This is a genomic window from uncultured Acetobacteroides sp. (assembly GCF_963667355.2).
Classification (GTDB): Bacteria; Bacteroidota; Bacteroidia; order Bacteroidales; family ZOR0009; genus Acetobacteroides.
In genome coordinates, this window is the sequence record NZ_OY763328.2 from 2,090,491 (window position 1) to 2,113,637 (window position 23,147).

Here is a 23,147-nt window from a genome sequence, read left to right on the forward strand (position 1 = left end):
ACCTTCGTATTCTTCCTGTAACCTTCCATTCTGCGCCATAGTCCTTAGCTCCATTTTGTGCTGTTTATGCCTCGGGCCCATCCCTGAATCATTGACAACCAACCAGAGCCTCCGTAATTTGCCTCCGTACTTTTTTGAGGAAACGAGAATGGAGTATAAGCAATCTCTAATCAAAATTAAAAACTAAAAGAAATGATTATCCAAGAGACCTATTTCAAGATCACGAACCGAAGCATTGGTAGCGTCTTGGACTGTGAAGATGAACTTGTGTGCACAAACGAGTTAGGCAGCAGAAACAGCCAGCGCTGGCTATTCGAAAAGGTGGAAGATGGTTACTATCGAATCATCCAAGATTTCACCAAGCAGGTTCTTGAAGGAAACGCGCGAGGCGACGTTTTCACCCGCCAATGGAATGGAGGCGACAACCAAAAATGGTCGATTGATAACGTTGGCGATGGCTACTGCTGCCTGGTGCACAAGGCAACCGGGAGAGTGCTAGATGCCTGCTTTAGCGGTAGGGTACACAACATATACTGGAATGGGGCGCAATGCCAGCAGTGGAAGCTGGAAAGCATTGCCGAATTGATTATGGCAAATCCCTGTGAAATACAACGACCGGAGGTAAATGCTTCGCGCTAATCAACCTAGATGAACCGCAAAACGATTAAAATATTGCTTATAGTATTGCTATTCTTTACGGCGATAATCGTAATGGTAATGGATTTTGTACAGAATTTTTGAAACAGTAGGGGCAGGTTTAAAACCTGCCCCTACCTTTTTACTTACTTCAATTTAACCCTTTCGAGGTTAGTTTAGATAATCCACATCGATATCGGCGCTAGGAATAATATCGCTCAGGCGGCTAACCGATTGGATTTTGATATCGTCACCCTTGATGATGATGATGCTGTACTCCTTGTTGCTGTTGGTTACCACAATAAACTCCTTGATCTTTTCGGCCTCCTGCTTAGCATAGTAGGTTACCTGCTTGCCATTTTCGTTAATGCTCATCAGCTCGGTGTACTTCGAGGCTTCGATGCAGCCTTCGACTTCCTTGCTCACCTGCTGCTTTAGGACGATAAGCTCATCAAACTTCTTCTTGCGGTCGGCCTCTTTCTGAGCTTGCTTTTCTTTCACTTTCTTCTCTATGGCCTCCTTGGTATCCTTGCTGTCTCCCTTAGATGTTGTGGTAATGGCATCGTCGTCGATATAAACATTAGTACCATCGCCAGAGGAAAAGGAAAAGGAGTTACCGTACATCTTATTATCCTTTGGAACCTTTACCGTCAGAATTCTCACGCTGCTGAGATTCTTAATATCATTGAATCCTTCTTCATCGCCACGCTGCTTAACGATAACGCTGAGCATCTCCTTGCTCATGTTTACGCTGTTGCAGCGGGTATCGCCTTTATACTTAGCGAATATATCTTCCACCTTGCACTGCGCCGATGCGACGCTGGTAAAGGCCATCGTACCAACCATGGCTAGTACGGTAATAATCGAAAACTTTTTCATGGCAGTCTAATTTTATTTTAATTGTTACTTTTCTCCTTGGGGCAGTACTCCTGCAGGTAGGCCAGGCTCGACAGCGGCGAGAGCGAGCGGTTTACCTCGCGGATCACCTCGAACTTCTTGAGGCTGTTGTCCACGCCATTCACCTCCTCGAGGGCATCGATGGTGTGCTTTTTTCGGGCAGGCTTAACGATTCGACGCTGGGACTCCTCAATCTTCTTTACTGGGGCAACCTTTTTCGCAGTCCGGCTCTTGACCTTCCGAACCGGAGCAGCCTTTGCGGGCTGTGGGGCCATGCGGTTTACCTCCTCCACCTTTACGACCTTTACCTCCTGGGCTAGGCTCCTTGCCGGAGTAGCTACCATAGGCTCCTTTACCTCGTAGAGCGCGGCAAACACAACGCAGGCAGCGGCGGCAGCGGCGGTGGACAGCCAGGTAATCTTCCGAGCCCTACGCCTTGTTGGGAGGGGCGATGTAGACCTATCGCTTACGATGGCCCGCTCGCTATCGAAGTAGCCGAAGATGTCGCGGTAGCACTCCCATTGCGAGGGTACTATTTGCGTGGAGCGGAAGAGCTCTCGGAGCTCCCTCTCCTCCTCCAGCGAGGTCTCACCCTCAAAATACCTGTTCAGCAGCTCTTCCAATCGTTCCATCTTCGAAATTTTTACTGTTTACGAGGGCATCCCTCAGCTTTTTTCTTGCCCGCGAGAGCGTCACCCGCACCTGATTCTCGCTCATGTCCATAATGGTGGCAATCTCGTCGAACTCCAGCTCCTCGATATCGCGCAGGTGGATCACCATCTTGTAGGTATCCTTCAGCTCCTCCATGGTTTGGCGGACGAAGCCGTAGCTATCGGCCCGCTCGAGGCTCGTATGGGGCGTTTGCCCATCGTGCCGGTTGGCCGCCTGCTCGATCTCTACGGTTCGGTGGCAGCTGCTCCTCCGCTTGATATCGAGGCAAAGGTTTCGGGCCATCGTCACGGCGTAGGCCTCCACGCTCTTGAGCTCGCCGATATCGCTTCGCTGGTAAAGCTTCAGCAGCACCTCCTGCGCAACATCCTCCGCATCGTCCTTGCTCCCCAGCAGGCGGAGGGCAACCCGAAGCAGCCGATTTCGTATGGTTGTGCTATTGATGTTGAGCATTTTTTGTTGCTTGTTTCCTTAAAGACGATTTGGGGGACGTTCTATTACAGTAGCAGCGTAACTTTTTTCCGATCGGATGAAATTAGCCGTTTACGCAACACCAAAGCGCGCAATCTGAGGTTTTATTCGCTTTTAACGATTCCAAATTTTTGCGGATAACCTCATTTCGACGCTCGATGGTCCTACAGACTCTGGCGGAGCCAATCACCGAGCGTTTTTTGTCCAAAAATCCGTGGCGGAGCTAATCACCGAGCGTTTTTCGTTCAAAAATTCGTGGCGGAGCTAATCACCGAGCATTTTTTGTTCAAAAATCTGTGGCGGAACTAATCATCGAGCGTTTTTCGTTCAAAAATCTGTGGCGGAGCTAAACACAATACGTTTGGGGTTCAATAGACTTTTCGGAACCATTTCTTCGCAACTTGATGCTCCTCTCGCCGTCACATCGATGTTCCACGTGCGTCTTTAGGCAAAATTATCGTCATCAACGCTGATCTATGAAACGTAAAGCCACCATCGCCACGCTTTGCCTGCTACTTAGCCTTCCGCTAATGGCGCAGCAGCCCAAGCTGTTTGTACCGCTCAACGTGCAGCGGGCCATCGATCGCGGAACGCGCACCGCCGACGGCAAGCCCGGTCCAAAGTACTTCCAAAACCGATCGGACTACAGCATTAAGGCCACGTTCGACCCCAAGACGGGCGTGCTGGAGGGCCGCGAAACCATCGTCTACGAGAACAACAGCCCCGACTCGCTCCGAAGCATCATCCTTCGCCTCTACCCCAACCTCTTTAAGGCCGGGGCCGAGCGCCAGCAAGAGGTTGATCCGGCCGACCTGAACAGCGGCGTAGCGCTAAAGGAAATTCGCGTAAATGGGGTGCCATTTACCCCCGAAAAGCTGAAGTACGCGGGCACCAACGCCATCATCCCCGTAAAGCCAAGCGTAAAGGCCAAAACCCCGGTTACGCTGGATATCGCCTGGAGGGTAAGCCTCCCCAACAAGACACAGCTCCGCATGGGCCGCTACGATAGCACCTCCTACTACGTGGCCTACTTCTACCCCCAGGTGGCCGTCTACGACGATATCAACGGATGGAGCACCGACAGCTACACCGGCCTGCAGGAGTTCTACAACGACTACAATAATTACGATGTGGAGATTACCCTGCCAAAGCATCAGGTTGCGTGGGCAACCGGCGAGCTGCAAAACGCCGGCGACATCCTCTCCGAGAAAACCCTCGGAAGGATTGCCAGCGCCAAGCAGTCCGATCAGCTGGTGCGGATTGCTACCGCCGAGGATGTAAGCAGCAGGAGCATTCTTAAAGCTGATGGCGAAAACGTGTGGCACTTTAAGGCCTCCAACGTCACCGACTTTGCCTTTGGCGTAAGCGACCACTACGTGTGGGATGCCACCAGCCTAGAGGTCGACCCCGCCACCCACCGCCGCGTGCTGGTGAACGCCGTGTATAAGGTTGGCTCATCGGCTGGCGAAAACGTTGCCCAGATAGCGCAGCACTCCATCAAGCGCCTCTCCGAAAGCCTGATTGGCGTGCCCTACCCCTACCCCCACATGACCGTTTACGAGGGCGACTTCGGGATGGAGTTCCCCATGATGTGCAACGACGGTCCAGTAAGCGATCCGATACAGAAGGCATTCGTCACCTCGCACGAGGTTAGCCACAGCTACTTCCCCTTTATGGTGGGCACCAACGAAACCCTCTACGGCTGGATCGACGAGGGGCTAGTAACCTTCATCCCTAAGGTAATCGAGCAGGAGTACGGGAATAAGAATGCCCACTACTACATCGCAGCGTGGGCGAAACGAGCAATGGGCACCTCCAACGACGTTCCGCTATCCGTGCCATCCACCAACCTAAACATGGCCACCAGCTTTATGCAGAACTACGGAAGAGCCGCCGTTGGCTTCTACTTCCTGCACGATATGCTGGGCGATGCCACGTTCGAAAAGGTGATAAAGGAGTACGTCACCCGCTGGCAGAGCAAGCACCCAACGCCAACCGACCTCATCTACACCATCAACTCGGTAACCGGAAAGGACTACTCGTGGTACTGGAACCCCTGGTTCTACGAGTACGGCTACGCCGATCTGGCGCTCGAAGATGTAACCATCAGCGGCGATAGGGTTAACCTAGCGGTTAACAAAAAGGGGCTGTTCCCCGTCCCCATAAAGCTCACCGTCACCTTCGCCGATGGAACCACCCAAACCATCTCCCAAACCGCCCAAGTATGGGAGAAGAGCAGCACCTGGAGATTAAAGCAGGCATTCGATAAGAAGGTTGCGAAGGTAACCCTCGGCGACGATAGCGTTCCAGACGCCTTCCCCAAGAACAACGTTTCCTTATAGGAATAAGCTTTTCCAAGCCTTCTCGTAACGCCCAATACCAAACTCAGCCCGCTCCACAAGAGGTCTTACAAGCAGTAAGACCTCTTTAAGAATTCGTGAAGTTGCCCAAAGACAGCATAACTCCTTGAAAAAAAATAAGGAAAGAAAAGAAAAAATGTTTGTCAGGCTATATACTAAAGTCCAAAAAAAGTTTTAAAATTGCACCGTAAGTAAAGGCTATTGCCACAGTGTTTAACAACTAAAACAAAAACTAATACCATCCGGTAATTTTATTAATTTGGCTCCGAAATGAAAGCAAATAAAGAATTTCGACCTAACTCAAAAGAGGATATTTTCGACTCTGGCGATGCTAAGAAAGGGAAAAAATTAGTCCCCGACAAAAAGCCAAAAAACGAAAAGAAAGAGCTATACGATGTCGATGATTTCGAAGAGGAGTACGATCTTCACAAGTACAAGCGCGAATCTATTGCCGACTTCTACGATGACGGAGAAGAAGACGAGGAAGAGCTCGACGACGAAGACTTTGAGGAAGAAGAGTACGACGAAGAACAGGACGAAGAGTTCGATGACGAGATCTACGATGAGGACGAAACCAATCATACAAAAAAAGCAGTAGGAAGATAAGAACCAACCACCATACAGGAAAGGCTGTCCCCAGAGGGATGGCCTTTCTTCTTTTAAGCTAGTTAAGCCACTTTCTCTCAGATTGAAGCTCATTAACAAATTACAAACGTTATATAACTCCCCCCCTCCCCGTTCTTTTGAATAATTCTAAACAAGGAGTTACTTTTGCGCACGGAATGTTTCTTATTAAGTTCAATCCGCATCCCGTTGAATTATCTTCTAGCAGTAGAAGGCGCATATCACACGGTTGGCTGAAGCCGTACCACATTTTTTAATCGAACCACATAGAGCCTAACAACGAGTTAGAACGGGAGAGTTATGCCCATTTTGCAAACAACAATCTTTACAATAGAAATGGATCAAAACATCAAATTCAACGAAGGGGTTTGGCAAGCCGAAATCAACGTCAAGGATTTCGTAAACAAAAACGTTACCCCTTATGAGGGAGATGCATCCTTCCTATCTGGCCCCAGCAAGCGAACCCTAAAGATCTGGGACATCTGCAAGCAGGCGCTTAAGGAGGAAAGTGAAAACAATGGCGTTCGCAAAATCGACAACAAGGTGGTATCAAGTATCACCTCGCATAAGGCGGGCTACATCCACCAGGAGAGCGAGCTTATCGTTGGCCTCCAAACCGACGAGCTGCTTAAGCGCGCAATGAAGCCATACGGCGGAATAAAGGTTGTTCAGAAAGCCTGCAGCGAGCATGGCGTTGAAGTTGATCCCCATGTATTGGAGATCTTTACCAGCTACGCAAAAACCCACAACGATGGCGTTTTCGAAGCCTACACCGACGAAATTCGTCTCTTCCGCTCGTTAGGATTCCTTACCGGGCTACCCGATAACTACGCCCGTGGCCGCATCATTGGCGACTACCGCCGCTTGGCGCTTTACGGTATCGACCGTATAATTGAGACCAAGAAGCACGACCTCGCCAACCTAGGTGGCCCAATGACCGAGCACCGCATTCGCCTTCGCGAAGAGGTAAGCGAGCAGATTAAAGCGCTTAAGCAGATTAAGGAGCTAGGCACAATTTACGGTCTCGATTTATCTCGTCCTGCCTGTAGCGCCCAAGAAGCCGTTCAGTGGGTGTACATGGCCTACCTTTCGGCCGTTAAGGAGCAGGATGGAGCCGCTATGTCGCTTGGCAACGTTTCATCTTTCCTCGATATCTACATCGAATACGACTTAAAGAGCGGAAAGATTACCGAAGAGTTTGCCCAGGAGCTCATCGACCAGTTCGTAATCAAGCTGCGCATGGTACGCCACCTGCGTATGGATGCCTACAACGAGATCTTCGCCGGCGACCCAACATGGGTAACCGAGGCAATTGGTGGCAGAACTGCCGACGGCCGTACCAAGGTTACCAAAACCTCGTTCCGCTTCCTTCAAACCTTATACAACCTTGGGCCATCACCAGAGCCTAACATGACGGTGCTCTGGTCGCCTTCGCTTCCCGAGAACTTCAAGCACTTCTGCGCAAAGGTTTCCATCGACACCTCGTCCATTCAGTACGAAAACGACGACTTGATGTGCGAAACCCGCGACTCGGAGGACTACGGTATTGCCTGCTGCGTATCGTACCAGGAAATCGGAAAGCAAATCCAATTCTTCGGCGCTCGAACCAACCTTGCCAAGGCTCTGCTTCTAGCAATCAACGAGGGCCACTGCGAGATTACCGGCAAGCAGGTGGTTAAGGGGATTCCTGCCCTAAAAAGTGAGGTACTTGACTTCGACGAGGTAATGGCCAACTACAAAATCGTGCTTAAGGAGGTGGCCCGCGTCTACAACGACTCGATGAACATCATCCACTACATGCACGACAAGTACTACTACGAAAAAGCGCAGATGGCGCTTATCGATACCGATCCTAAAATTAACCTTGCCTACGGCGCTGCCGGTCTGTCGATTGTTGCCGACTCGCTATCTGCCACCAAGTACGCCAAGGTTACCCCTGTCCGCGATGAAAATGGCCTAGCGGTTAAGTTCGATATCGACGGAGACTTTCCCTACTACGGAAACGACGACGACCGCGTTGACCAATTTGCCGTTGAGATCCCAACATACTTCAACTCGCTTCTGAAACAGCAGCCAACGTACAAGAACGCAGAGCCTACTCTCTCTATCTTAACCATTACTTCAAATGTAATGTACGGAAAGAAGACGGGAGCTACGCCCGATGGCCGCGCTAAAGGCGTTGCTTTTGCCCCAGGGGCCAATCCAATGCACGGACGCGACACGAAGGGAGCAATTGCATCGCTCAGCTCTGTATCAAAGCTCGACTACGACAGCTCTAAGGATGGTATTTCGAACACCTTCTCCATTATTCCTAAATCGTTGGGGGTAACGCTCGAAGATAGACTCGACAACCTTGTTTCGATGATGGACGGCTACTTCTCGAAGGGTGCCCATCACCTTAACGTGAACGTTTTGAACCGCGAAATGCTTCAGGATGCTATGGAGAACCCAGAAAAGTACCCTCAGCTTACCATCCGCGTCTCGGGATATGCCGTAAACTTCGTTCGCCTTACACGTGAGCAACAGCTAGAGGTAATATCGCGCAGCTTCTTCGAAAAGATGTAATTAACAAGACTACCATATCTCATCCCAGACAGGTTTTTGCTCCTGTTTGGGATACCTTTACATAACCCGCTACACCCAATAATGCTAAACGTACATTCATACGAGTCGATGGGAACCTTTGATGGCCCGGGATTAAGGCTGGTTGTTTTCCTTCAAGGGTGCAACTTCAAGTGCCTATACTGCGCCAACCCCGATACCATTACCCCAAAAGGCGGAACACCTACCGATATTGAGGAAATTGTTAGAATGGCCGTTAGCCAGAAGTCCTTTTTTGGCAAAAAAGGTGGTGTTACCGTATCAGGCGGCGAACCTACACTTCAAGCCAAGGCGCTTATTCCGCTGTTTAAAAGATTAAAGGAGGAAAACATCAACATCTGCATGGATAGCAACGGCAGCATATTTAACAACGACGTTGTGGATCTGCTTAGGTATGTTGATCTTGTCCTGCTCGACGTTAAGCACTTTAATTCCGATTGGCATCGCAAAATAACCAGCCACGAAAACGACAGAACCCTAAAGATGGCCAACTATCTGGAGGATAATGGCATTAAAATGTGGATTCGCTACGTGCTTGTTCCTGGATATAGCGATCAGGAAGAGCATATGAAGGCGCTTGGAGAACACTTTAAGGACTTCAAGAACGTGGAACGCCTCGAAATACTACCCTACCACACCCTAGGCAAGCATAAGTACGAGCATCTGAACATGAAGTATCAGCTAGAAGGTGTTCCTGAGAATACTCCTGAGCAGCTGAATCGTGCTAAGAGTATTTTGGAGCCTTACTTTAAGCTGGTGGTGGTAAACTGATGCAGGTTTACCCTCGAAGATCTGGAATACATCAACGCATACATTAAGCAAAAGGGGCCATGTAGCCCCTTCTTTGCTTTTCGCCAAAGCGATATGATTTTTTTAAAGTCGCTATTCATTTAAATGCCTGTAAAGGGCACGATAGCTGCCACCATTGTACACTTCGGCGAATCCCTGCTGATCTAAAAACCCCTTAGCCGAGGCGCTCCGCGAGCCCGACGCGCAGTATACAATAATCGGCTTTTGCTTACTAAGGCTTCCCACCCGATGGGGCAAAGCGCTAACGGGAATATTAACCGATCCCTTTATGTTACCTGTAGAAAACTCCTGAGGAGTTCGTACATCAATAATTATTGCTCCACGTGCAACAAGCTCCTTAAAGTCTACCTTGGGTGCTGTACCAAAAAGATTGCTGAAAAACCCCATATCCGTAAATATTTATACTCAATTGTCCTGCAAATTAAAAGTTTTCGCGCCATTTGTACGGTGACAAATATCACAATTACCAGCTTTGGCGCAGAAAAGAGAACGAACAAGAGCAGGGGCACGCCCAACATCAATCATCGCCTGTTAATTTATCGAGCATCCGACAGTATCGGTTTTCAAAATTCTATATTTGAGCTGCAAATTAGGAATAGAATGAAAAAGCGCATCTACTTTGTTCGCCACGGCGAAACCGACTGCAACAACAAGAACCTTATTCAGGGCAGGGGCGTTAACGCACCGCTCAATGCCCTTGGCCAACAGCAGGCCGAGGCATTCTACCAGCACTATAAGCTTGTTCCGTTCGACAAAGTATACACCTCGTCGCTGCAGCGCACGCACCAATCCATGGCACCGCTGATAAAGAGCGGCATCCCCCACGAAATTCTTTCGGGATTCGACGAGATGGACTTCGGCACCATGGAAGGCAAGGCGATGTTCGATGCCAACGGAGCCTTTGTCCTCGAAAACCTCTTCGTACAGTGGAGAAAGAACAACGGGGATGCAAAGGTTGACGGAGGAGAAAGCCCCAACGAGGTGCAAGCCCGCATGAAGAAGGCGCTGGAGGTTGTCCTAGCCGAAAAAAGTGAGAGCAACGTGGTGGTTTGCATGCATGGTAGGGCGCTTAGGATACTGATGTGCCACCTTATGGGCCAGCCCATCTCGCAAATGGAAAACTTTTTCCATCCCAACCTCTCCACCTCCATTTTCGACTACGACTACGGCACAGAAACCTTCAACCCGGTTTGCATTGCCAGCACCGAGCACCTGCAAGCCCTTAAGGTTTGCGTGTAAGTAGGGTATTCTACCTCAAATTTTACCATTTATTTGCTTAAAAAAAGCAAATATATATCTTTGGGTGCTAAATAGAACCACCGTTATATGCCAATAATTAACTCCATAGTAAATTTTCTTAGCACAAAGCGCCTTAAAAGCATCGATGAGTTCAGAAAGAAGCCGTTTGAAGCGCAGGAGGCCGTTATAAGGGGCCTAGTTGACGCGGCAAAAGGCACCGAGTGGGGAAAAATGCACGATTTTGCCCCGATAAGGAGCATCGAAATGTTTCAGCAGCGGTCGCCCGTTCAGGATTATAACCAGGCGAAGCCGTTTATCGAGAGAATTCGCCAGGGAGAGCAGAACTTGCTCTGGCCATCGGAGATCTGCTGGTTTGCAAAGTCGTCGGGGACCACCGACGATAAGAGCAAGTTTATTCCGGTTAGCGAAGAGTCGCTGAACAACATCCACTTTCAGGGTGGAAAGGATACGCTCACCGTCTACAACTACAACCATCCCGGCACGCAGATATTCACAGGCAAGGGATTGACCCTTGGTGGCAGCCATCAGATCGACAAGCTCAACGAAAGGGCCTTCACCGGCGACCTATCGGCCATCCTCATCGAAAATATTCCATTCTGGGCTGATCTTTTCCGTACGCCCAGCCAAAAGGTGGCCCTCATCCCCGATTTCGAGGAGAAGATGCGCCGCATTGCCGAAGAGGCCATCCCCGAAAACGTTACCTACTTCGCCGGGGTACCGTCGTGGAACATGGTGCTCATGAAGTTCATCCTGGAGCAGACCGGAAAGAGCAACCTGCTGGAGGTGTGGCCCAACATGGAGCTCTTCATCCACGGTGGAGTTAGCTTTACGCCCTACCGCGAGCAGTACCGAAGGCTGCTACCCTCCGACTCCATGAACTACATGGAGACCTACAACGCCTCCGAGGGATTTTTTGCCCTTCAGGACGACCCCAATAGCAACGATATGCTGCTGATGCTCGACTACGGCATCTTCTACGAGTTCATCCCCATGGATCGCTTCTTCGAAAAGGGCATTACGCCCCTTACGGTGGCCGATGTGAAGACGGGGGTTAACTACGCCATCGTAATAACCACCAACGGCGGGCTTTGGCGCTACATTATTGGCGACACGGTGGAGTTCACCAGCCTCTATCCTCATAAGATTCGCATCACCGGACGCACCAAGCACTACATAAACACCTTCGGCGAGGAGCTAATTGTCGACAACGCCGAGCAGGCCATCAAGTTTGCCTGCGAAAAGACGGGCGCCATCGTCAGCGAGTACACCGCAGGCCCCGTTTACATGGATGCCAACGCAAAGGGTGGGCACGAGTGGCTCTTCGAGTTCGAAAAGGAGCCCGAAAGCCTTGCCGAGTTCACCGATGCGCTCGACCAAGCCCTCATCCGGCTCAACTCCGACTACGAGGCCAAGCGGTTTAAGAGCATTACCCTGCAACTTCCTATCGTTCATTCCGTAAAAAAGGGTATTTTTTACCAATGGCTCAAGCAAAATGGCAAGCTGGGCGGCCAGCATAAGGTTCCACGCTTGTACAACAGCCGCGACTACATCAACGCACTCTTAGCTATAAACATAACCATGCGCTAAAGCACCACTTTCGTCACATTTTTATGTTTAAGCATTCTTATAGTTTATAAATTCTTATGATTTCGAAAGATGTTACAGATTGCAGTTGCAGGAAACATCGGCAGCGGTAAGACAACCCTTACCAAGATGCTTGCCGAAAGCCTTGGATGGAAGGCACAGTTCGAGGGGCTTGACGAAAACCCCTACATCAACGACTTTTATCGCGATATGCTTCGCTGGTCGTTCAATCTTCAGATCTACTTTCTACACTCGCGCCTTAAACAGACCGTCGAGCTGAGGAAAGGTGAGGAGAATGTTATTCAGGATAGAACCATCTACGAGGATGCCCATATCTTTGCCCCCAACCTCTACCAAATGGGGCTGATGTACGAGAGGGATTACAGGACATATGTTGATCTTTTCGACATTTCCACCTCGCTGGTGCAGTCGCCCGACCTGCTGATCTACATCCGGGCCTCGGTGAAGACGCTAATCCGCCAGATTACCAGCCGCGGACGCGAGTACGAGAAGGAAATCAGCGCCGAATACCTGAGCAACCTAAACGAGCACTACGAAACCTGGATAAGCAGCTACACGCTGGGCAAGCTGCTGGTGCTAGACATCGACCAGCTGAACTTTATCGAGTCGAAGAACAGCCTAGCCAAGGTCGTCGAGCTGGTAAAGCAGAAGCTGGGCCTCTAGCGGTACCCATCAGCTGGCGCAGGTTCCCAAAGCAGCATCAAGCTAAAGAGCAAATCCAAACAAATTACCATTATAAACAGAAAATCAATGAAAAAACTAGCAGCAGCCCTACTCCTGCTCCCAGCGCTCTTTGCCGGAAGCCTGCAAGCGCAAAACCGCAGCGTACAATTCGAGGATACCACCTTTGCCATCAGCCTCGCCAAGGCGAAAGCCGCCAACAAGCCCATCTTTATGGATGGATTTACCAGCTGGTGCGGCCCCTGCAAGTACATGGCCAAGAAAGTATTTACGCAGGATAAGGTGGCCGACTTTATGAATGCCAACTTCGTCAGCGTTAAGTTCGACATGGAGAAGGGCGAAGGGGTTACCCTCGCCAAAAAGTACGGCGTAAATGTCTATCCCACCTTCCTGATCCTGGATACCGCAGGCAACCTCGTCCACAGGATAGTGGGCAGCAGCGAAGCCGATGAGTTCCTCGAAAAGGTGAAGGCCGGGCTTAACCCAGCCACCTCGCTGGCCGCCCAACAGGCCACCTACAGGGCAGGAGATCGTACCCCCGCCTTCGTAAAGGGCTACTTGAACACGCTAAAGGAGGCCTATATGGAGGATACCGCCAAAGTGGTTGCCACCGCCTACCTACGCTCGCTTAAAGAGAAGGATAGGATCACCAAAGATAGCTGGAACATCTACAACGACTTCATCAACAACGCGTCGAGCAAGGAATTTCTCTTCATTCTCACCAACCGCATCAAGTTTACCGATGCCGTTGGCGACTCAGCTGTCGATGCCAAGATCACCAGCGTCTTTACCGACAAGGCCATGTCGTTCCTGATCAACCGCAAGGGTGCGGTGTACAGCAAGGAGGAGTCACAGAAGTTCCGCAACCTGGTAAACGCCAGCAAACCCTCCAACATCCAGAAGTACTTCCTGATCCTCGACCTAGCCGATGCCAAGTTTGCCAAGAATAGCGGCACCATTGCCGCTATTGTCGATGGTTCGATGAAAAAAGTTGAGCTTACCGACGAAGAATGTCACGTTATCCTCTTCCAAATAATACCACTGGTTGCCGATAGTAAAAACAAGAGCGCCATTGCCACCATCAACGCCTACATAGATACTAGAATAGCCTCAATAAAGGAGGAATGGACAAAGCCCTACTTCGAGAAGTTGAAGAATAAGCTCAACGGCACCACCGAAGAGGCCAAAAAGTAAGCCCGCACCGCAGCGCCCGTAAAAGGGACCAAAACCTGCGGTATTTTTTGTTTCAACCTCGCCACTGGTATACGAACCCACCGAGGACGATTTGAAGATAAAATAGCATGCCGGATTGGATTCCTTATCCAGTCCGGCATTTTTTGTGGCCAAACGTACAATTTCGCCGAAATACCCATCCCTACTAGCGACATTTACCCCCTACAGAGCCCGTTGATGCTAACAAAGGCTACACAACCTGCCACATTTCTTGCATATTTTGTCATATTACATACGCAATACGCCACATATCGCATGGTATCTCACACATCTCTAACAGAATTTGCAAGGTTTGCCACACAATTCGTCAGAACACGTACACCATGTGCCAACTTCTTCGAGCAAATCGGGAGGCTGCGGGGAAAAAACGCCCATCGGAGCACAAAATTTATCTAAAACATCGAAAAAAAGAACAAATTTTCCTATAATTGCCTATATAACAAAACCAAAACCGATGATTTGCTACAATCTGGAGCGCATCATCCTGCTCCGAGGCCATAGTAAGCCCGTTGCTTTCCTCCAAAGCAAGGGATTTCCGTACTACAAGTGCCATCGAATGCTCAGCAACCCCAAAATGGTAAGCTTTAAGGAGCTCGAAAGGCTATGCAAGCTGCTACATTGTACCCCCAACGACCTAATGGAATGGATTCCAGACAAGAAGCGCACGCCCGAGTCCGACCATCCGCTAGATAAGCTTCGCCGGAACCAAGCCAGCGAGGCCAAGCTAAAGGCGCTGATCCAAAGCATACCAACCGACAAGGTAGAGGAGGCATCCGAGCTGCTCAGCAACCTATGCAACGAAAAGTAGTACCTGCACTGCATAAGGTTACACGCTCCTAGATTAAGAATTTGCTTAACCGCAAGGTGTCACCCCTTGCCCATCATGCTATATGCTGAATTGACCGAAGAGTTTTATAGAATTAGCTGAACTCGGACTTTATATGCTGGAGCTAATCAGGTACAAAAGCGGATAGCTAGGATGAAAAGCTTAGCCAAGTGGCATAGGCAACCGCAGAAAACAACACCCCATAAAAAAAGCCCGTTGAGCAATGCTCAACGGGCTTTGATATTCTTAGCTTACTTCTTGGTCTGCGTTTGGGTGAGCAGCTCTTTCGCCTTCTTTTCGTCTCCGGCCAGCTTAAAGGCCTGCTGCGCCTGAGGGTCGTTAATCAGCGAGCGCTCAATCTTTCCCCTTTGGTAGTGGTACCTCCCAATAAACTCGTCCTCGAGGTACGACTTGATCTCATCCTTAAAGAGCACAAGGTCCTTTTTCTTATCATGCGAGAGCTGCTTCTTCAGCTGCTCAATCTCGCCTTGGGCATGGGCGTAGTACTTATCCTTTTTGGCAGCATCCTCTAGCTGCTTCAGCAGCACATCGGTCTGCGTGGTGTAGTCGTACTCCTTATTTTCGAGGAAGCGGACGAAATCATCGTAGTCGGCGTCGGTCAGCTTAAAGCCGAGGATATTCGGAACATCGGTATGCTTAACGTAGTACTCGTTGATGTAGTCTCCAATAAGCCCACGGCCAACTAGGCTAATCCCAATCTTGCTCATCTGCTCGAAATCCACCTTTACGTCGGGCATAACACCCCCACCATCGTAAACGGTTCTCCCGTTTTTAGTTTTGAAGGCGGTAATCAGCGAATCGGGCACAGTTCCAACGCTACCATCGGCGTTACGGTGGCTATAGTCGAGTGCCTGAATGCATCGGCCCGAAGGAATGTAGTACTTGGCGGTGGTTATCTTCACCTGCGAGTTGTACCCAACGGGGCGGGTGGTCTGCACAAGACCCTTTCCGAAGGTACGGTTGCCAACAACAACGGCGCGGTCCAAATCCTGCAGCGATCCCGAAACAATTTCGGAGGCCGAAGCCGATCCGCTGTTAACCAGCACCACCAGCGGAATACTTGTATCTACCGGCTCGGCTTCAGTCTTATAAGTTGCATCAAATTCCTTGATCTTACCCTTGGTGCTCACCACCAGCTGTCCACGTGGAACAAAAAGGTTAACCACCTTCACGGCCTCGTTGAGCAATCCGCCAGGATTTCCCCTAAGATCGAGAACGATGGAGGTAGCCCCCTGCTTCTTTAGGCTGATCAGCGCCTCCTTAACCTCCTTGCTGCAGTCGGTGGTAAAGTTGGTAAAGCGAATGTACCCCACCTTATCCTTCACAATTCCGTAAAATGGAACCGCAGGGATCCTAATCACCTGACGGGTGATCTCGACGTTAGCGGTATCCTTGCTGCGCAGCTTCACCACCCTAAGGTTCATCTTCGAACCAGGCTTTCCCTTAAGCATGGCGCTCACCTTCGTAACATCTACCCCCTTCATCGTCTTCCCGTCGATGCCTATCAGCAAGTCACCAGGAACAAGCCCCGCCTTTGCAGCAGGAAACGACTCGTAGGGTTCCGATATTTCGATATAGTCGCCAGTTTTGCGGATAAGCGCCCCCATCCCACCGTACTGGCCAGTGGTCATAAACTCGAAGTCGGCCATATCCTCGTTGGGGATGTAGGTCGTGTAGGGATCGAGCGTAGAGAGCATCTCGTTTATGCCCGTTTTAACCAAATCTTCCGACTTTACCGAATCAACATAGAAGATATTGATCTCCCGAAGCACGTTAAAGAAGATGTCCAAGCTCTTTGCAAAGTTGTAGTTTGGGCTAGTCTTGTCAGGAGCGGTAAACGAGAACATGGCAAACAAGGCCACGCTCGAAATGGTGATGACAGCATACCGTTTTGCGTTCTTCATCAAAGATTTTATCCTATTCATAGTCGACAAAAGATATTACACGTTAACGTACAAGCTAAGGTACAGGATCGTATCCGCTCCCTCCCCATGGGTTACAGCGGAGCACGCGCCAAATTGCCAGCCCCAGCCCCTTAATTGGTCCATGCTTCTTCAGCGCCTCAATGGCGTAGGCCGAGCAGGTTGGCGTAAAGCGGCACGATGGCGGTTTCAGCGGCGATATTGCCACCTGGTAAAACCTAATCGGCTGAAGAAGTATCCACACCAGCATCCTTCGAAGCATTCTTAGCAAGCCTTTCAAGTACAATCTTAATTTTTGGTTCGATATCAGCATACTCTTGGGTTTCCTTCGATACGTACACAAGCACAACTTGAAGCCCCACTCTACGTTCCTCAAGTAACAACTTTAGCTGCCCCTTGTTTAGCCTAAACGCCTCACGAATTCTCCGCTTGATGTAGTTGCGCTTAACCGCACGCTTAAAGTTACGCTTCGAAACGCTAATTCCTATCTTCAGATACTCCTTTTCGGAGTAATCTACAGTTCGGTAAACAACCTTAAAGGGATACACAAAGAAAGAGTTCGAACCAGTAAAAAGCTGCTCGAAATCTTTTTTGCTGCATAGCCGTTCGGTTTTATAAAACCTGTTCTCCTTCATGGCTGTTCTGTTACATTCAAAAATATTAATAAGCAGGTTTACACCCGCACATTTAGCCTACCAAGTAAGCTAATCATCCTATATAAAAACATAACGATAAGCTAACCGGCAGCAGAGCTTCTCCTCATATCAGCTCAAAACGTTGAAGAGATCAGGTTCTCTACAATTCAGGAGACTCATACAATGAAAAATCGCCTTAAACAATTCCAAATCGAAATATGCTTTAAGGCGATTATATTGTTTAGGCTGCGGGCCTTACTTGTTATCCTTGTGATTCTTCTTGATGAAAAGTTCAAGCGCTTTAGCCATCGAAGGAGCTTCGGGTGTTGGCGCCTCAATATCCAAACTTAAACCTGCTTCCTTTACAGCTTTAGAGGTGGCAGGTCCAAAAGCACCAATCTTTTTCTCCCCTTGATCGAAGTTTGGATAGTTTTCCTTCAACGAGGTGATGCCGGCAGGGCTGTAGAAAATAACCAAATCGTACTTATCCAAGCTCAAATCCGAAAGATTGCTGCTTACAGTTTTAAACAGGATAGACTTCGAGTAGGTAATTTTTGCCTTATCAAGCGTCTTAGGAATTTCTGGTTTGTGGATATCGGAAAGCGGAAGAAGAAACTTCTCATCCTTGTGCTTCGTAATTGAATCCATCAAATCTTCGAATTTACCATTACCGAAAAAGATTTTACGCTTGCGGTAAACGATGTACTTCTGAAGGTAAAGGGCAATAGATTCTGAAATGCAGAAATACTTCATGGTTTCAGGAACCGTAATCCGAAGCTCCTCACAAATACGGAAGAAGTGATCGATAGCTGTCCGTGCGGTAAAAATAACAGCCGTATGAGCAAGAATATCAATTTTTTGCTGTCTGAACTCCTTTGCGTTAACGCCCTCTACGTTGATAAAAGGACGAAAATCAATCTTGAGCCCATACTTTTCTGCAGTTTCTTGGTACGGTGACTTTTCGGAACCAGGATCAGGCTGCGAAATAAGTACTCTCTTGACTTTCAAGGCTGTAAATTTTTAATAATTATTGAATACCAATACTTAACCAACGATTCCAGCAAAATGAAGTGCTAGCAACACGGGTAGTATTTCGAGAGTGCAAAAGTATAAAAACCAAAAGAAAAATGAAACTCTGTAGCTGAGAAATAGTCTTAATGTTCTAATGATGAATAGCAGTAAAATAATGGAAATAATATAAATAGATAGTTGAATAAAAAATAGGGAAGCAGACTTAATGGTGTACGAAGCTACAATTTGTAAGGGGAAAATTGAAAGTGCAAAAACAGCATAAAAAATCAGATGGCTAAAGCCAAGTTCTTTGAACAACTCCTTGTTTCTACTAACGTTACCTAACATTTTCCAAGCCCAAATTCTCAGCATATAGAGACCAAGCAGCAAACCAAAAGCAGCAAGATAGGTAGATAGTATACCTAGTTCCTTAACAGTGTTGCCAGCATATTTTTGTACTAGAAGCACAAGGAAAACGGTGAAGGTAAGAAGATAAAAAATGGTAGAAAGGCTAGCAAAACGCTTAAAGTTAAGCGAACGACTCTGGTAAATTTTACGTGCCTCACGAAAACTGTAAAAACCTTTAACAACCAGTTCAACATTCTTATACTGAAACTTAAGGCTTACAATAAACAGTATAAGCCCAAGTGTTAGCATACAAAAGCTGATAAAACCAAGATTTTGCGTATCACGCTCTTTTGCGATTCCCACACTTGAGGCATGTATAACTTGAGCAGGTCTGCTATACTTTCCAAAAACTAGTTCAGGATGGCTCTCAAGCAAAATGTATGAGTCACGCGAAATCAATTCTGGTATATCAAATCGCGCAAGCATCGAAGAGTCAATATCCGAAAAGCGGAAAGATTGCTCCGGTATATTTACAGCAGGAAGCGAATCTATAGCAGGTCTAAGAGCAAGCGAATCCTGCCCTACTCTGGTAAGAGTATCCGAAACTGTTGCTGGATGCTGAATGCTGACGGTGTCATTTAAGGCACTTTCAGGCGCAGTATTTACCTGAAGTTCCTCAAGAGGTACCGATACCCCACCATGCTCGAAAAACCTAAAATTAGCAAGTTCCTCTTCACTTGGAGCAGCAGCCTTTTGCATAATATTCGATGGCAATATGCTTTCAAGCGCTTCTTTAGATAAAATGCTGCTATAAGAACCTTTATCGATATCTGTAGCCAAAAGCGTTGGATAATAGGTAGCCGTATAGAGTTTTACGACAGCAACATTAACCGGTTTTAAGGTCAATTGTTGCTGTTCTACCTTTGGGGTTTCCTTCTTTACGTTCAGCGTATCACCAGACATCATTCCAAGTATTTTACTGCGACAAATATAGCGCTAATAGTTTTGACTGCCATCGCTGCTACTCGAATTGAAGTACTCGAAGATTATTTTTGCCCGATGTGCTCCAACAACTTGAGCGATTTCCTCCTCTGAGGCTTCGCGCATTTTTGCCACGGTTTTAAACTTTCCATAGAGTTCCATCGCGCTCTTTTCACCAATACCTGGTATTGATTTTATTTCCGATTTTATGAAACTGCTCGATCGCTTATTTCGATGAAAGGTAATACCAAAACGGTGTGCCTCATCGCGTATATGCATGAGAACCTTTAAGCTTTCCGAATTTTTATCGAGGTACAGCGGAATAGGATCGTTTGGAAAGTAAATTTCCTCCATTTTTTTAGCCAAACCAACGACTGGTATTTTGTGGATTATATCCAACTTTTTTAGCGATTCAACTGCAGCTGAAAGTTGCCCCTTTCCACCATCTATAACAATTAAATTTGGGAGACTTTCCCCCTCATCTAGCATTCTTCTGTAGCGACGATATACAATCTCACGCATCGAGGCAAAATCATCAGGACCAACAACCGTTTTCACATTAAAGTGGCGGTAATCCTTTTTCGATGGTTTTGCATCCCTAAACACCACGCATGCCGCCACCGGATTACTTCCCTGAATGTTGGAGTTATCGAAGCATTCAATATGAACAGGAAGTTCATCCAACTGCAAATCTTTCTTGATGGTATTCAGTATTCTGGCCGTGTGCCTTTCAGGATCAACCTTCTCTAGTTGCTTCAGTTTCTCCATCCTAAACATTTTTGCATTCTTTTCGGATAGTTCCAGCAACTTCAGTTTATCTCCGCGCTGCGGAATGGTATAAGTTGAATTTGGAAACTCCTGATCGGGTAAGAATGGCACCACCACTTCACGTGAAACAAATCCTAGCCGCTCGTGAATTTCCGCAATCACAAAAGATAGGATGCTTTCCTTTTCTTCTTCAATCTGAAGTTTTATTTCAAAGTTGTGCGATTGAACAACCATTCCATTCTTCACACGCATAGAGTTGGCGTAAGCATTGCTTGAATCCATCACCACCGAAAAAACGTCAAGGTTGGTAATGCTCGTACTTACAATGACCGATTTGCTTTGGTAGGTTTCCATCATCTCAATTTTTTGCTTGATGATATGAGCCTCCTCAAAACGATAGTCCGAAGCGGCGATTTCCATTTTACACTTCAGCATCGAGAGTAAATCTCCTAGATTTCCTCGAAGTATTTCACTTATTTCTTTAACTGAATTATCATATTCACTTATTAAAGAATAATTTACACAAGGTGCTTTACAATTTCCAATGTGATATTCAAGGCAAGGCTTATACTTAGCCTTAGATATGCTATTCTCATCGAGATTCAAATTGCATGTTCGAAGATGATAAATTTGCTTTATCAAATCGAGCAAGGTTCGAAGACGCGTTACCGAAGTATAAGGACCAAAATATCGAGTCCCATCCTTCACATACCTTCTGGTAGAAAACACCCTTGGAAACAATTCATTCTTTATGGCAATCCAAGGGTAAGTCTTATCATCCTTCAGGTTGATATTATATCGGGGCTGTAGTTTTTTTATAAGATTATTTTCAAGCAGCAGCGCATCCGATTCGGTAGGCACAACAATATGCTTTATGTCGCGAATTTTCCTAACCAACACCATTAACTTTTTACTCTCATACCTTCTCGACGTAAAGTATGAAGACACGCGCTTTTTTAAATCCTTTGCCTTTCCCACATAAATAACAACTCCTTCCTCATCCAGATACTGGTAAACGCCAGGCTGATTGGGAAGGATTTCAACTAACTTTTTCAGGTACTCGCTAATACTTTTATCGCTCATTGGCAAAAAGAGATGTTGGTTTAAACGCTACCACATCAAATAAACCTTGATCAGAAATCTTCAACTCCGGTATTACAATTAGCGACATAAAAGCCATTGTCATAAATGGTGCCTTCATGGTAGAACCACTTTTTCTGGTAATTTCAAGCAAATTTCGGTAATCCTCTGCTACTTTTTCAGCAGATGCCGCTGCCATAAGCCCAGCCACAGGCAATTCCAAAACCTTTAGCACGTCATCGTCAGCATAGGCTAAACCTCCTTTCGATGCCACTACCCCATTTATAACCTTCACAATACTCTCGTCATCGACACCAATTGCAACAAGATTATGAGAGTCATGAGAAACGCTACTACAAATAGCACCCTGTTTTAAGCCAAATCCTTTAATAAAGCCGACACTTGGCTTTGCTTTTTGATATCTGTTTAAAACAACTATTTTAAGAATATCAGAATTTCTATCAGAAGTAACATTACCATTTTGAACTTCCAAATCATACACCTCTGAATTGGTGTAAAGTTCCCCTTCAACAACACCAATGACCCTAACAGAAACAGAATCATTTTGAGACGAAGAAACTTTTATATCTTCAAGTCTTACAATATTTTCTATAAAATTATTTACTATTTCTATTTTGGCATCAATCGTTTTTACATTACCCTTTTCGAAAAGAACTTTTCCACCAACAACAGTCTTTTCAACGTTAAAATCCAAAAGATTATCAACCATAACAAAATCTGCCGGATCACCTTCTTGTAAAAGTCCTAAAGGAAGATTGTAATGTTTTATCGCATTATAACCAGATATACGAAGTACATCAAAAACATCCACACCTTTTTTCAATGCACGTCTTACCAAACCAACAAAATAGCCATTCAAAAGATCATCGGGATGACAATCATCTGAACAAAGCATCACCATATCGGGATATTTCTTTACAATATCTATCAACGAGTCGAAGTTTTTCGCAGCACTTCCCTCTCGTATCTGCACCTTCACACCCAATTTTATCTTATCTTCTGCTTCTTGAAGCGACATACACTCATGATCAGTTGTAATTCCTGCATTTACGTATGTTTCCAAATCAGCACCAATCAATCCTGGGGCATGACCATCCACCTTCAAACCATACCGCAAGGCAGCATCAATTTTTGCTTTCACCTCTACATCACCATTAACAACTCCGGGAAAATTCATCATTTCCGAAAGATAAAAATACTTTCCCGATTCAAGCATTTTAGTAACAATTCGCGAATCAAGTACAGCACCAGACTTATCAAAAGGAACAGCAGGCACGCACGACGGCACTCCAAAGAAAAATTTAAATCCTGATCTTTCTCCATTCAACCTCATGTATTCAACACCATCCACACCAAGCACATTTGCAATCTCATGAGGATCACTCACCGTTGCAATAACTCCCGTCCGCACCGCAACCTTAGCAAATTCAGATGGCACCAACATTGAACTCTCAATATGAATATGAGAATCAACAAAACCAGGAATAATGTATTTTTCAAATTTTTTCTCCTTGGAAATTTTAACTAAATCAAAAACAAATCCATCTTTGATAAAAAACTCTCCAAAAAATACATCCTTCTTCTCAAGATCAACTATATTTCCTTTTACTTTTTCCATACTACTTTTTAAAAACCCAAAGTTTCACGTGGAACATATTAATTACTCAATTCAATTCAGTTTCACGTG

At 47.0% G+C, this 23,147-nt stretch carries 21 protein-coding genes; 10 read left to right on the plus strand and 11 right to left on the minus strand.

Translation table 11 applies throughout. The features are described 5' to 3' along the window. Positions 1-192 precede the first annotated feature (192 nt). Positions 193-639, plus strand: a complete 447-nt coding sequence (locus tag ACHZA1_RS08610; protein ID WP_320054832.1) for an RICIN domain-containing protein — start codon at positions 193-195, stop codon at positions 637-639. A 168-nt stretch (positions 640-807) separates the two neighbouring features. Here ACHZA1_RS08610 and ACHZA1_RS08615 read toward each other — a convergent pair whose 3' ends face one another. The 3 genes from ACHZA1_RS08615 to ACHZA1_RS08625 are packed head-to-tail and all read right to left on the minus strand — an operon-like array spanning position 808 to position 2,655. Continuing rightward, the gene (locus tag ACHZA1_RS08615) at positions 808-1,515 is read right to left on the minus strand and encodes a DUF4252 domain-containing protein (protein ID WP_320054833.1); all 708 of its coding nucleotides are present in this window, start codon (positions 1,513-1,515) and stop codon (positions 808-810) included. A gap of 17 nt (positions 1,516-1,532) precedes the next feature. Then, entirely contained in the window at positions 1,533-2,165 is a 633-nt protein-coding gene (locus ACHZA1_RS08620) for a hypothetical protein (protein WP_320054834.1), read from the minus strand. Then, entirely contained in the window at positions 2,128-2,655 is a 528-nt protein-coding gene (locus ACHZA1_RS08625) for a sigma-70 family RNA polymerase sigma factor (protein ID WP_320054835.1), read from the minus strand. Before ACHZA1_RS08625 ends, ACHZA1_RS08620 begins: the two co-directional genes overlap by 38 nt. Before the next feature lie 494 nt (positions 2,656-3,149). Here ACHZA1_RS08625 and ACHZA1_RS08630 point away from each other — a divergent pair, with 494 nt between their 5' ends. From ACHZA1_RS08630 to pflA, 4 genes are all read left to right on the plus strand, one after another. After that, complete coding sequence (locus ACHZA1_RS08630) at positions 3,150-5,015, plus strand: M1 family metallopeptidase (RefSeq protein ID WP_320054836.1); 1,866 nt, start codon at positions 3,150-3,152, stop codon at positions 5,013-5,015. A 288-nt stretch (positions 5,016-5,303) separates the two neighbouring features. Further along, a complete protein-coding gene (locus ACHZA1_RS08635; RefSeq protein ID WP_320054837.1) occupies positions 5,304-5,639 on the plus strand; it encodes a hypothetical protein in 336 nt (111 codons plus the stop codon). 354 nt (positions 5,640-5,993) lie between these two features. Then, the gene (gene pflB, locus ACHZA1_RS08640; RefSeq protein WP_320054838.1) at positions 5,994-8,222 is read left to right on the plus strand and encodes a formate C-acetyltransferase; all 2,229 of its coding nucleotides are present in this window, start codon (positions 5,994-5,996) and stop codon (positions 8,220-8,222) included. Positions 8,223-8,303: 81 nt separating this feature from the next. Next, positions 8,304-9,029 (plus strand): pyruvate formate-lyase-activating protein, encoded by a 726-nt coding sequence (gene pflA / locus ACHZA1_RS08645; RefSeq protein WP_320054839.1) that lies wholly within the window; start codon positions 8,304-8,306, stop codon positions 9,027-9,029. Between the two features lie 111 nt (positions 9,030-9,140). Here pflA and ACHZA1_RS08650 read toward each other — a convergent pair whose 3' ends face one another. Next, positions 9,141-9,455, minus strand: a complete 315-nt coding sequence (locus ACHZA1_RS08650; RefSeq protein WP_320054840.1) for a rhodanese-like domain-containing protein — start codon at positions 9,453-9,455, stop codon at positions 9,141-9,143. Positions 9,456-9,668: 213 nt separating this feature from the next. Between ACHZA1_RS08650 and ACHZA1_RS08655 the strand changes: the two genes are divergently transcribed. The 5 genes from ACHZA1_RS08655 to ACHZA1_RS08675 all read left to right on the plus strand — a co-directional run bounded on the left by ACHZA1_RS08655 (position 9,669) and on the right by ACHZA1_RS08675 (position 14,655). After that, positions 9,669-10,307, plus strand: coding sequence for a histidine phosphatase family protein (locus ACHZA1_RS08655; protein ID WP_320054841.1), 639 nt, complete (start codon positions 9,669-9,671; stop codon positions 10,305-10,307). 87 nt (positions 10,308-10,394) lie between these two features. Then, positions 10,395-11,915 (plus strand): GH3 auxin-responsive promoter family protein, encoded by a 1,521-nt coding sequence (locus ACHZA1_RS08660; protein WP_320054842.1) that lies wholly within the window; start codon positions 10,395-10,397, stop codon positions 11,913-11,915. Positions 11,916-11,984: 69 nt separating this feature from the next. Next, positions 11,985-12,596: a deoxynucleoside kinase gene (locus ACHZA1_RS08665; protein WP_320054843.1), complete on the plus strand. Its 612-nt coding sequence runs from the start codon at positions 11,985-11,987 to the stop codon at positions 12,594-12,596. Positions 12,597-12,683: 87 nt separating this feature from the next. Then, on the plus strand, positions 12,684-13,808 hold the full coding sequence (locus ACHZA1_RS08670; RefSeq protein ID WP_320054844.1) for a thioredoxin fold domain-containing protein: 1,125 nt from the start codon (positions 12,684-12,686) through the stop codon (positions 13,806-13,808). A 493-nt stretch (positions 13,809-14,301) separates the two neighbouring features. Beyond that, positions 14,302-14,655 (plus strand): helix-turn-helix transcriptional regulator, encoded by a 354-nt coding sequence (locus ACHZA1_RS08675; protein ID WP_320054845.1) that lies wholly within the window; start codon positions 14,302-14,304, stop codon positions 14,653-14,655. Positions 14,656-14,924: 269 nt separating this feature from the next. Here ACHZA1_RS08675 and ACHZA1_RS08680 read toward each other — a convergent pair whose 3' ends face one another. The 7 genes from ACHZA1_RS08680 to ade form a co-directional block, all read right to left on the minus strand. Next, complete coding sequence (locus tag ACHZA1_RS08680; protein WP_320054846.1) at positions 14,925-16,598, minus strand: S41 family peptidase; 1,674 nt, start codon at positions 16,596-16,598, stop codon at positions 14,925-14,927. A 55-nt stretch (positions 16,599-16,653) separates the two neighbouring features. After that, positions 16,654-16,929 carry a membrane protein insertion efficiency factor YidD gene (gene yidD / locus ACHZA1_RS08685; RefSeq protein WP_320054847.1) on the minus strand — a complete coding sequence of 92 codons (276 nt, stop codon included), beginning with the start codon at positions 16,927-16,929 and terminating at the stop codon, positions 16,654-16,656. Beyond that, a complete protein-coding gene (gene rnpA, locus ACHZA1_RS08690; protein ID WP_320054848.1) occupies positions 16,835-17,251 on the minus strand; it encodes a ribonuclease P protein component in 417 nt (138 codons plus the stop codon). Before rnpA ends, yidD begins: the two co-directional genes overlap by 95 nt. Before the next feature lie 255 nt (positions 17,252-17,506). Beyond that, on the minus strand, positions 17,507-18,259 hold the full coding sequence (locus ACHZA1_RS08695) for a uroporphyrinogen-III synthase (protein WP_320054849.1): 753 nt from the start codon (positions 18,257-18,259) through the stop codon (positions 17,507-17,509). Positions 18,260-18,295: 36 nt separating this feature from the next. Then, positions 18,296-19,576, minus strand: a complete 1,281-nt coding sequence (locus ACHZA1_RS08700; protein ID WP_320054850.1) for a DUF4271 domain-containing protein — start codon at positions 19,574-19,576, stop codon at positions 18,296-18,298. Between the two features lie 30 nt (positions 19,577-19,606). After that, on the minus strand, positions 19,607-21,442 hold the full coding sequence (uvrC, locus tag ACHZA1_RS08705; RefSeq protein WP_320054851.1) for an excinuclease ABC subunit UvrC: 1,836 nt from the start codon (positions 21,440-21,442) through the stop codon (positions 19,607-19,609). Beyond that, positions 21,432-23,078: an adenine deaminase gene (gene ade, locus ACHZA1_RS08710; protein WP_320054852.1), complete on the minus strand. Its 1,647-nt coding sequence runs from the start codon at positions 23,076-23,078 to the stop codon at positions 21,432-21,434. The genes uvrC and ade overlap by 11 nt, the downstream gene beginning before the upstream one ends. Between the last annotated feature and the right edge of the window lie 69 nt (positions 23,079-23,147).

Excerpts from the sequence above, each read along its gene's own strand:
- ACHZA1_RS08660 (WP_320054842.1), top strand. The coding sequence starts at position 10,395 with ATGCCAATAATTAACTCCATAGTAAATTTTCTTAGCACAAAGCGCCTT.
- ACHZA1_RS08665 (WP_320054843.1), top strand. The coding sequence starts at position 11,985 with ATGTTACAGATTGCAGTTGCAGGAAACATCGGCAGCGGTAAGACAACC.
- ACHZA1_RS08620 (WP_320054834.1), bottom strand. The coding sequence starts at position 2,165 with ATGGAACGATTGGAAGAGCTGCTGAACAGGTATTTTGAGGGTGAGACC.
- uvrC (WP_320054851.1), bottom strand. The coding sequence starts at position 21,442 with ATGAGCGATAAAAGTATTAGCGAGTACCTGAAAAAGTTAGTTGAAATC.
- pflB (WP_320054838.1), top strand. The coding sequence starts at position 5,994 with ATGGATCAAAACATCAAATTCAACGAAGGGGTTTGGCAAGCCGAAATC.
- rnpA (WP_320054848.1), bottom strand. The coding sequence starts at position 17,251 with ATGAAGGAGAACAGGTTTTATAAAACCGAACGGCTATGCAGCAAAAAA.
- ACHZA1_RS08650 (WP_320054840.1), bottom strand. The coding sequence starts at position 9,455 with ATGGGGTTTTTCAGCAATCTTTTTGGTACAGCACCCAAGGTAGACTTT.
- ACHZA1_RS08655 (WP_320054841.1), top strand. The coding sequence starts at position 9,669 with ATGAAAAAGCGCATCTACTTTGTTCGCCACGGCGAAACCGACTGCAAC.
- ACHZA1_RS08615 (WP_320054833.1), bottom strand. The coding sequence starts at position 1,515 with ATGAAAAAGTTTTCGATTATTACCGTACTAGCCATGGTTGGTACGATG.
- yidD (WP_320054847.1), bottom strand. The coding sequence starts at position 16,929 with ATGCTGATATCGAACCAAAAATTAAGATTGTACTTGAAAGGCTTGCTA.
- ACHZA1_RS08635 (WP_320054837.1), top strand. The coding sequence starts at position 5,304 with ATGAAAGCAAATAAAGAATTTCGACCTAACTCAAAAGAGGATATTTTC.
- ACHZA1_RS08700 (WP_320054850.1), bottom strand. The coding sequence starts at position 19,576 with ATGATGTCTGGTGATACGCTGAACGTAAAGAAGGAAACCCCAAAGGTA.
- ACHZA1_RS08675 (WP_320054845.1), top strand. The coding sequence starts at position 14,302 with ATGATTTGCTACAATCTGGAGCGCATCATCCTGCTCCGAGGCCATAGT.
- pflA (WP_320054839.1), top strand. The coding sequence starts at position 8,304 with ATGCTAAACGTACATTCATACGAGTCGATGGGAACCTTTGATGGCCCG.
- ACHZA1_RS08625 (WP_320054835.1), bottom strand. The coding sequence starts at position 2,655 with ATGCTCAACATCAATAGCACAACCATACGAAATCGGCTGCTTCGGGTT.
- ACHZA1_RS08680 (WP_320054846.1), bottom strand. The coding sequence starts at position 16,598 with ATGAAGAACGCAAAACGGTATGCTGTCATCACCATTTCGAGCGTGGCC.
- ACHZA1_RS08630 (WP_320054836.1), top strand. The coding sequence starts at position 3,150 with ATGAAACGTAAAGCCACCATCGCCACGCTTTGCCTGCTACTTAGCCTT.
- ACHZA1_RS08670 (WP_320054844.1), top strand. The coding sequence starts at position 12,684 with ATGAAAAAACTAGCAGCAGCCCTACTCCTGCTCCCAGCGCTCTTTGCC.
- ACHZA1_RS08610 (WP_320054832.1), top strand. The coding sequence starts at position 193 with ATGATTATCCAAGAGACCTATTTCAAGATCACGAACCGAAGCATTGGT.
- ade (WP_320054852.1), bottom strand. The coding sequence starts at position 23,078 with ATGGAAAAAGTAAAAGGAAATATAGTTGATCTTGAGAAGAAGGATGTA.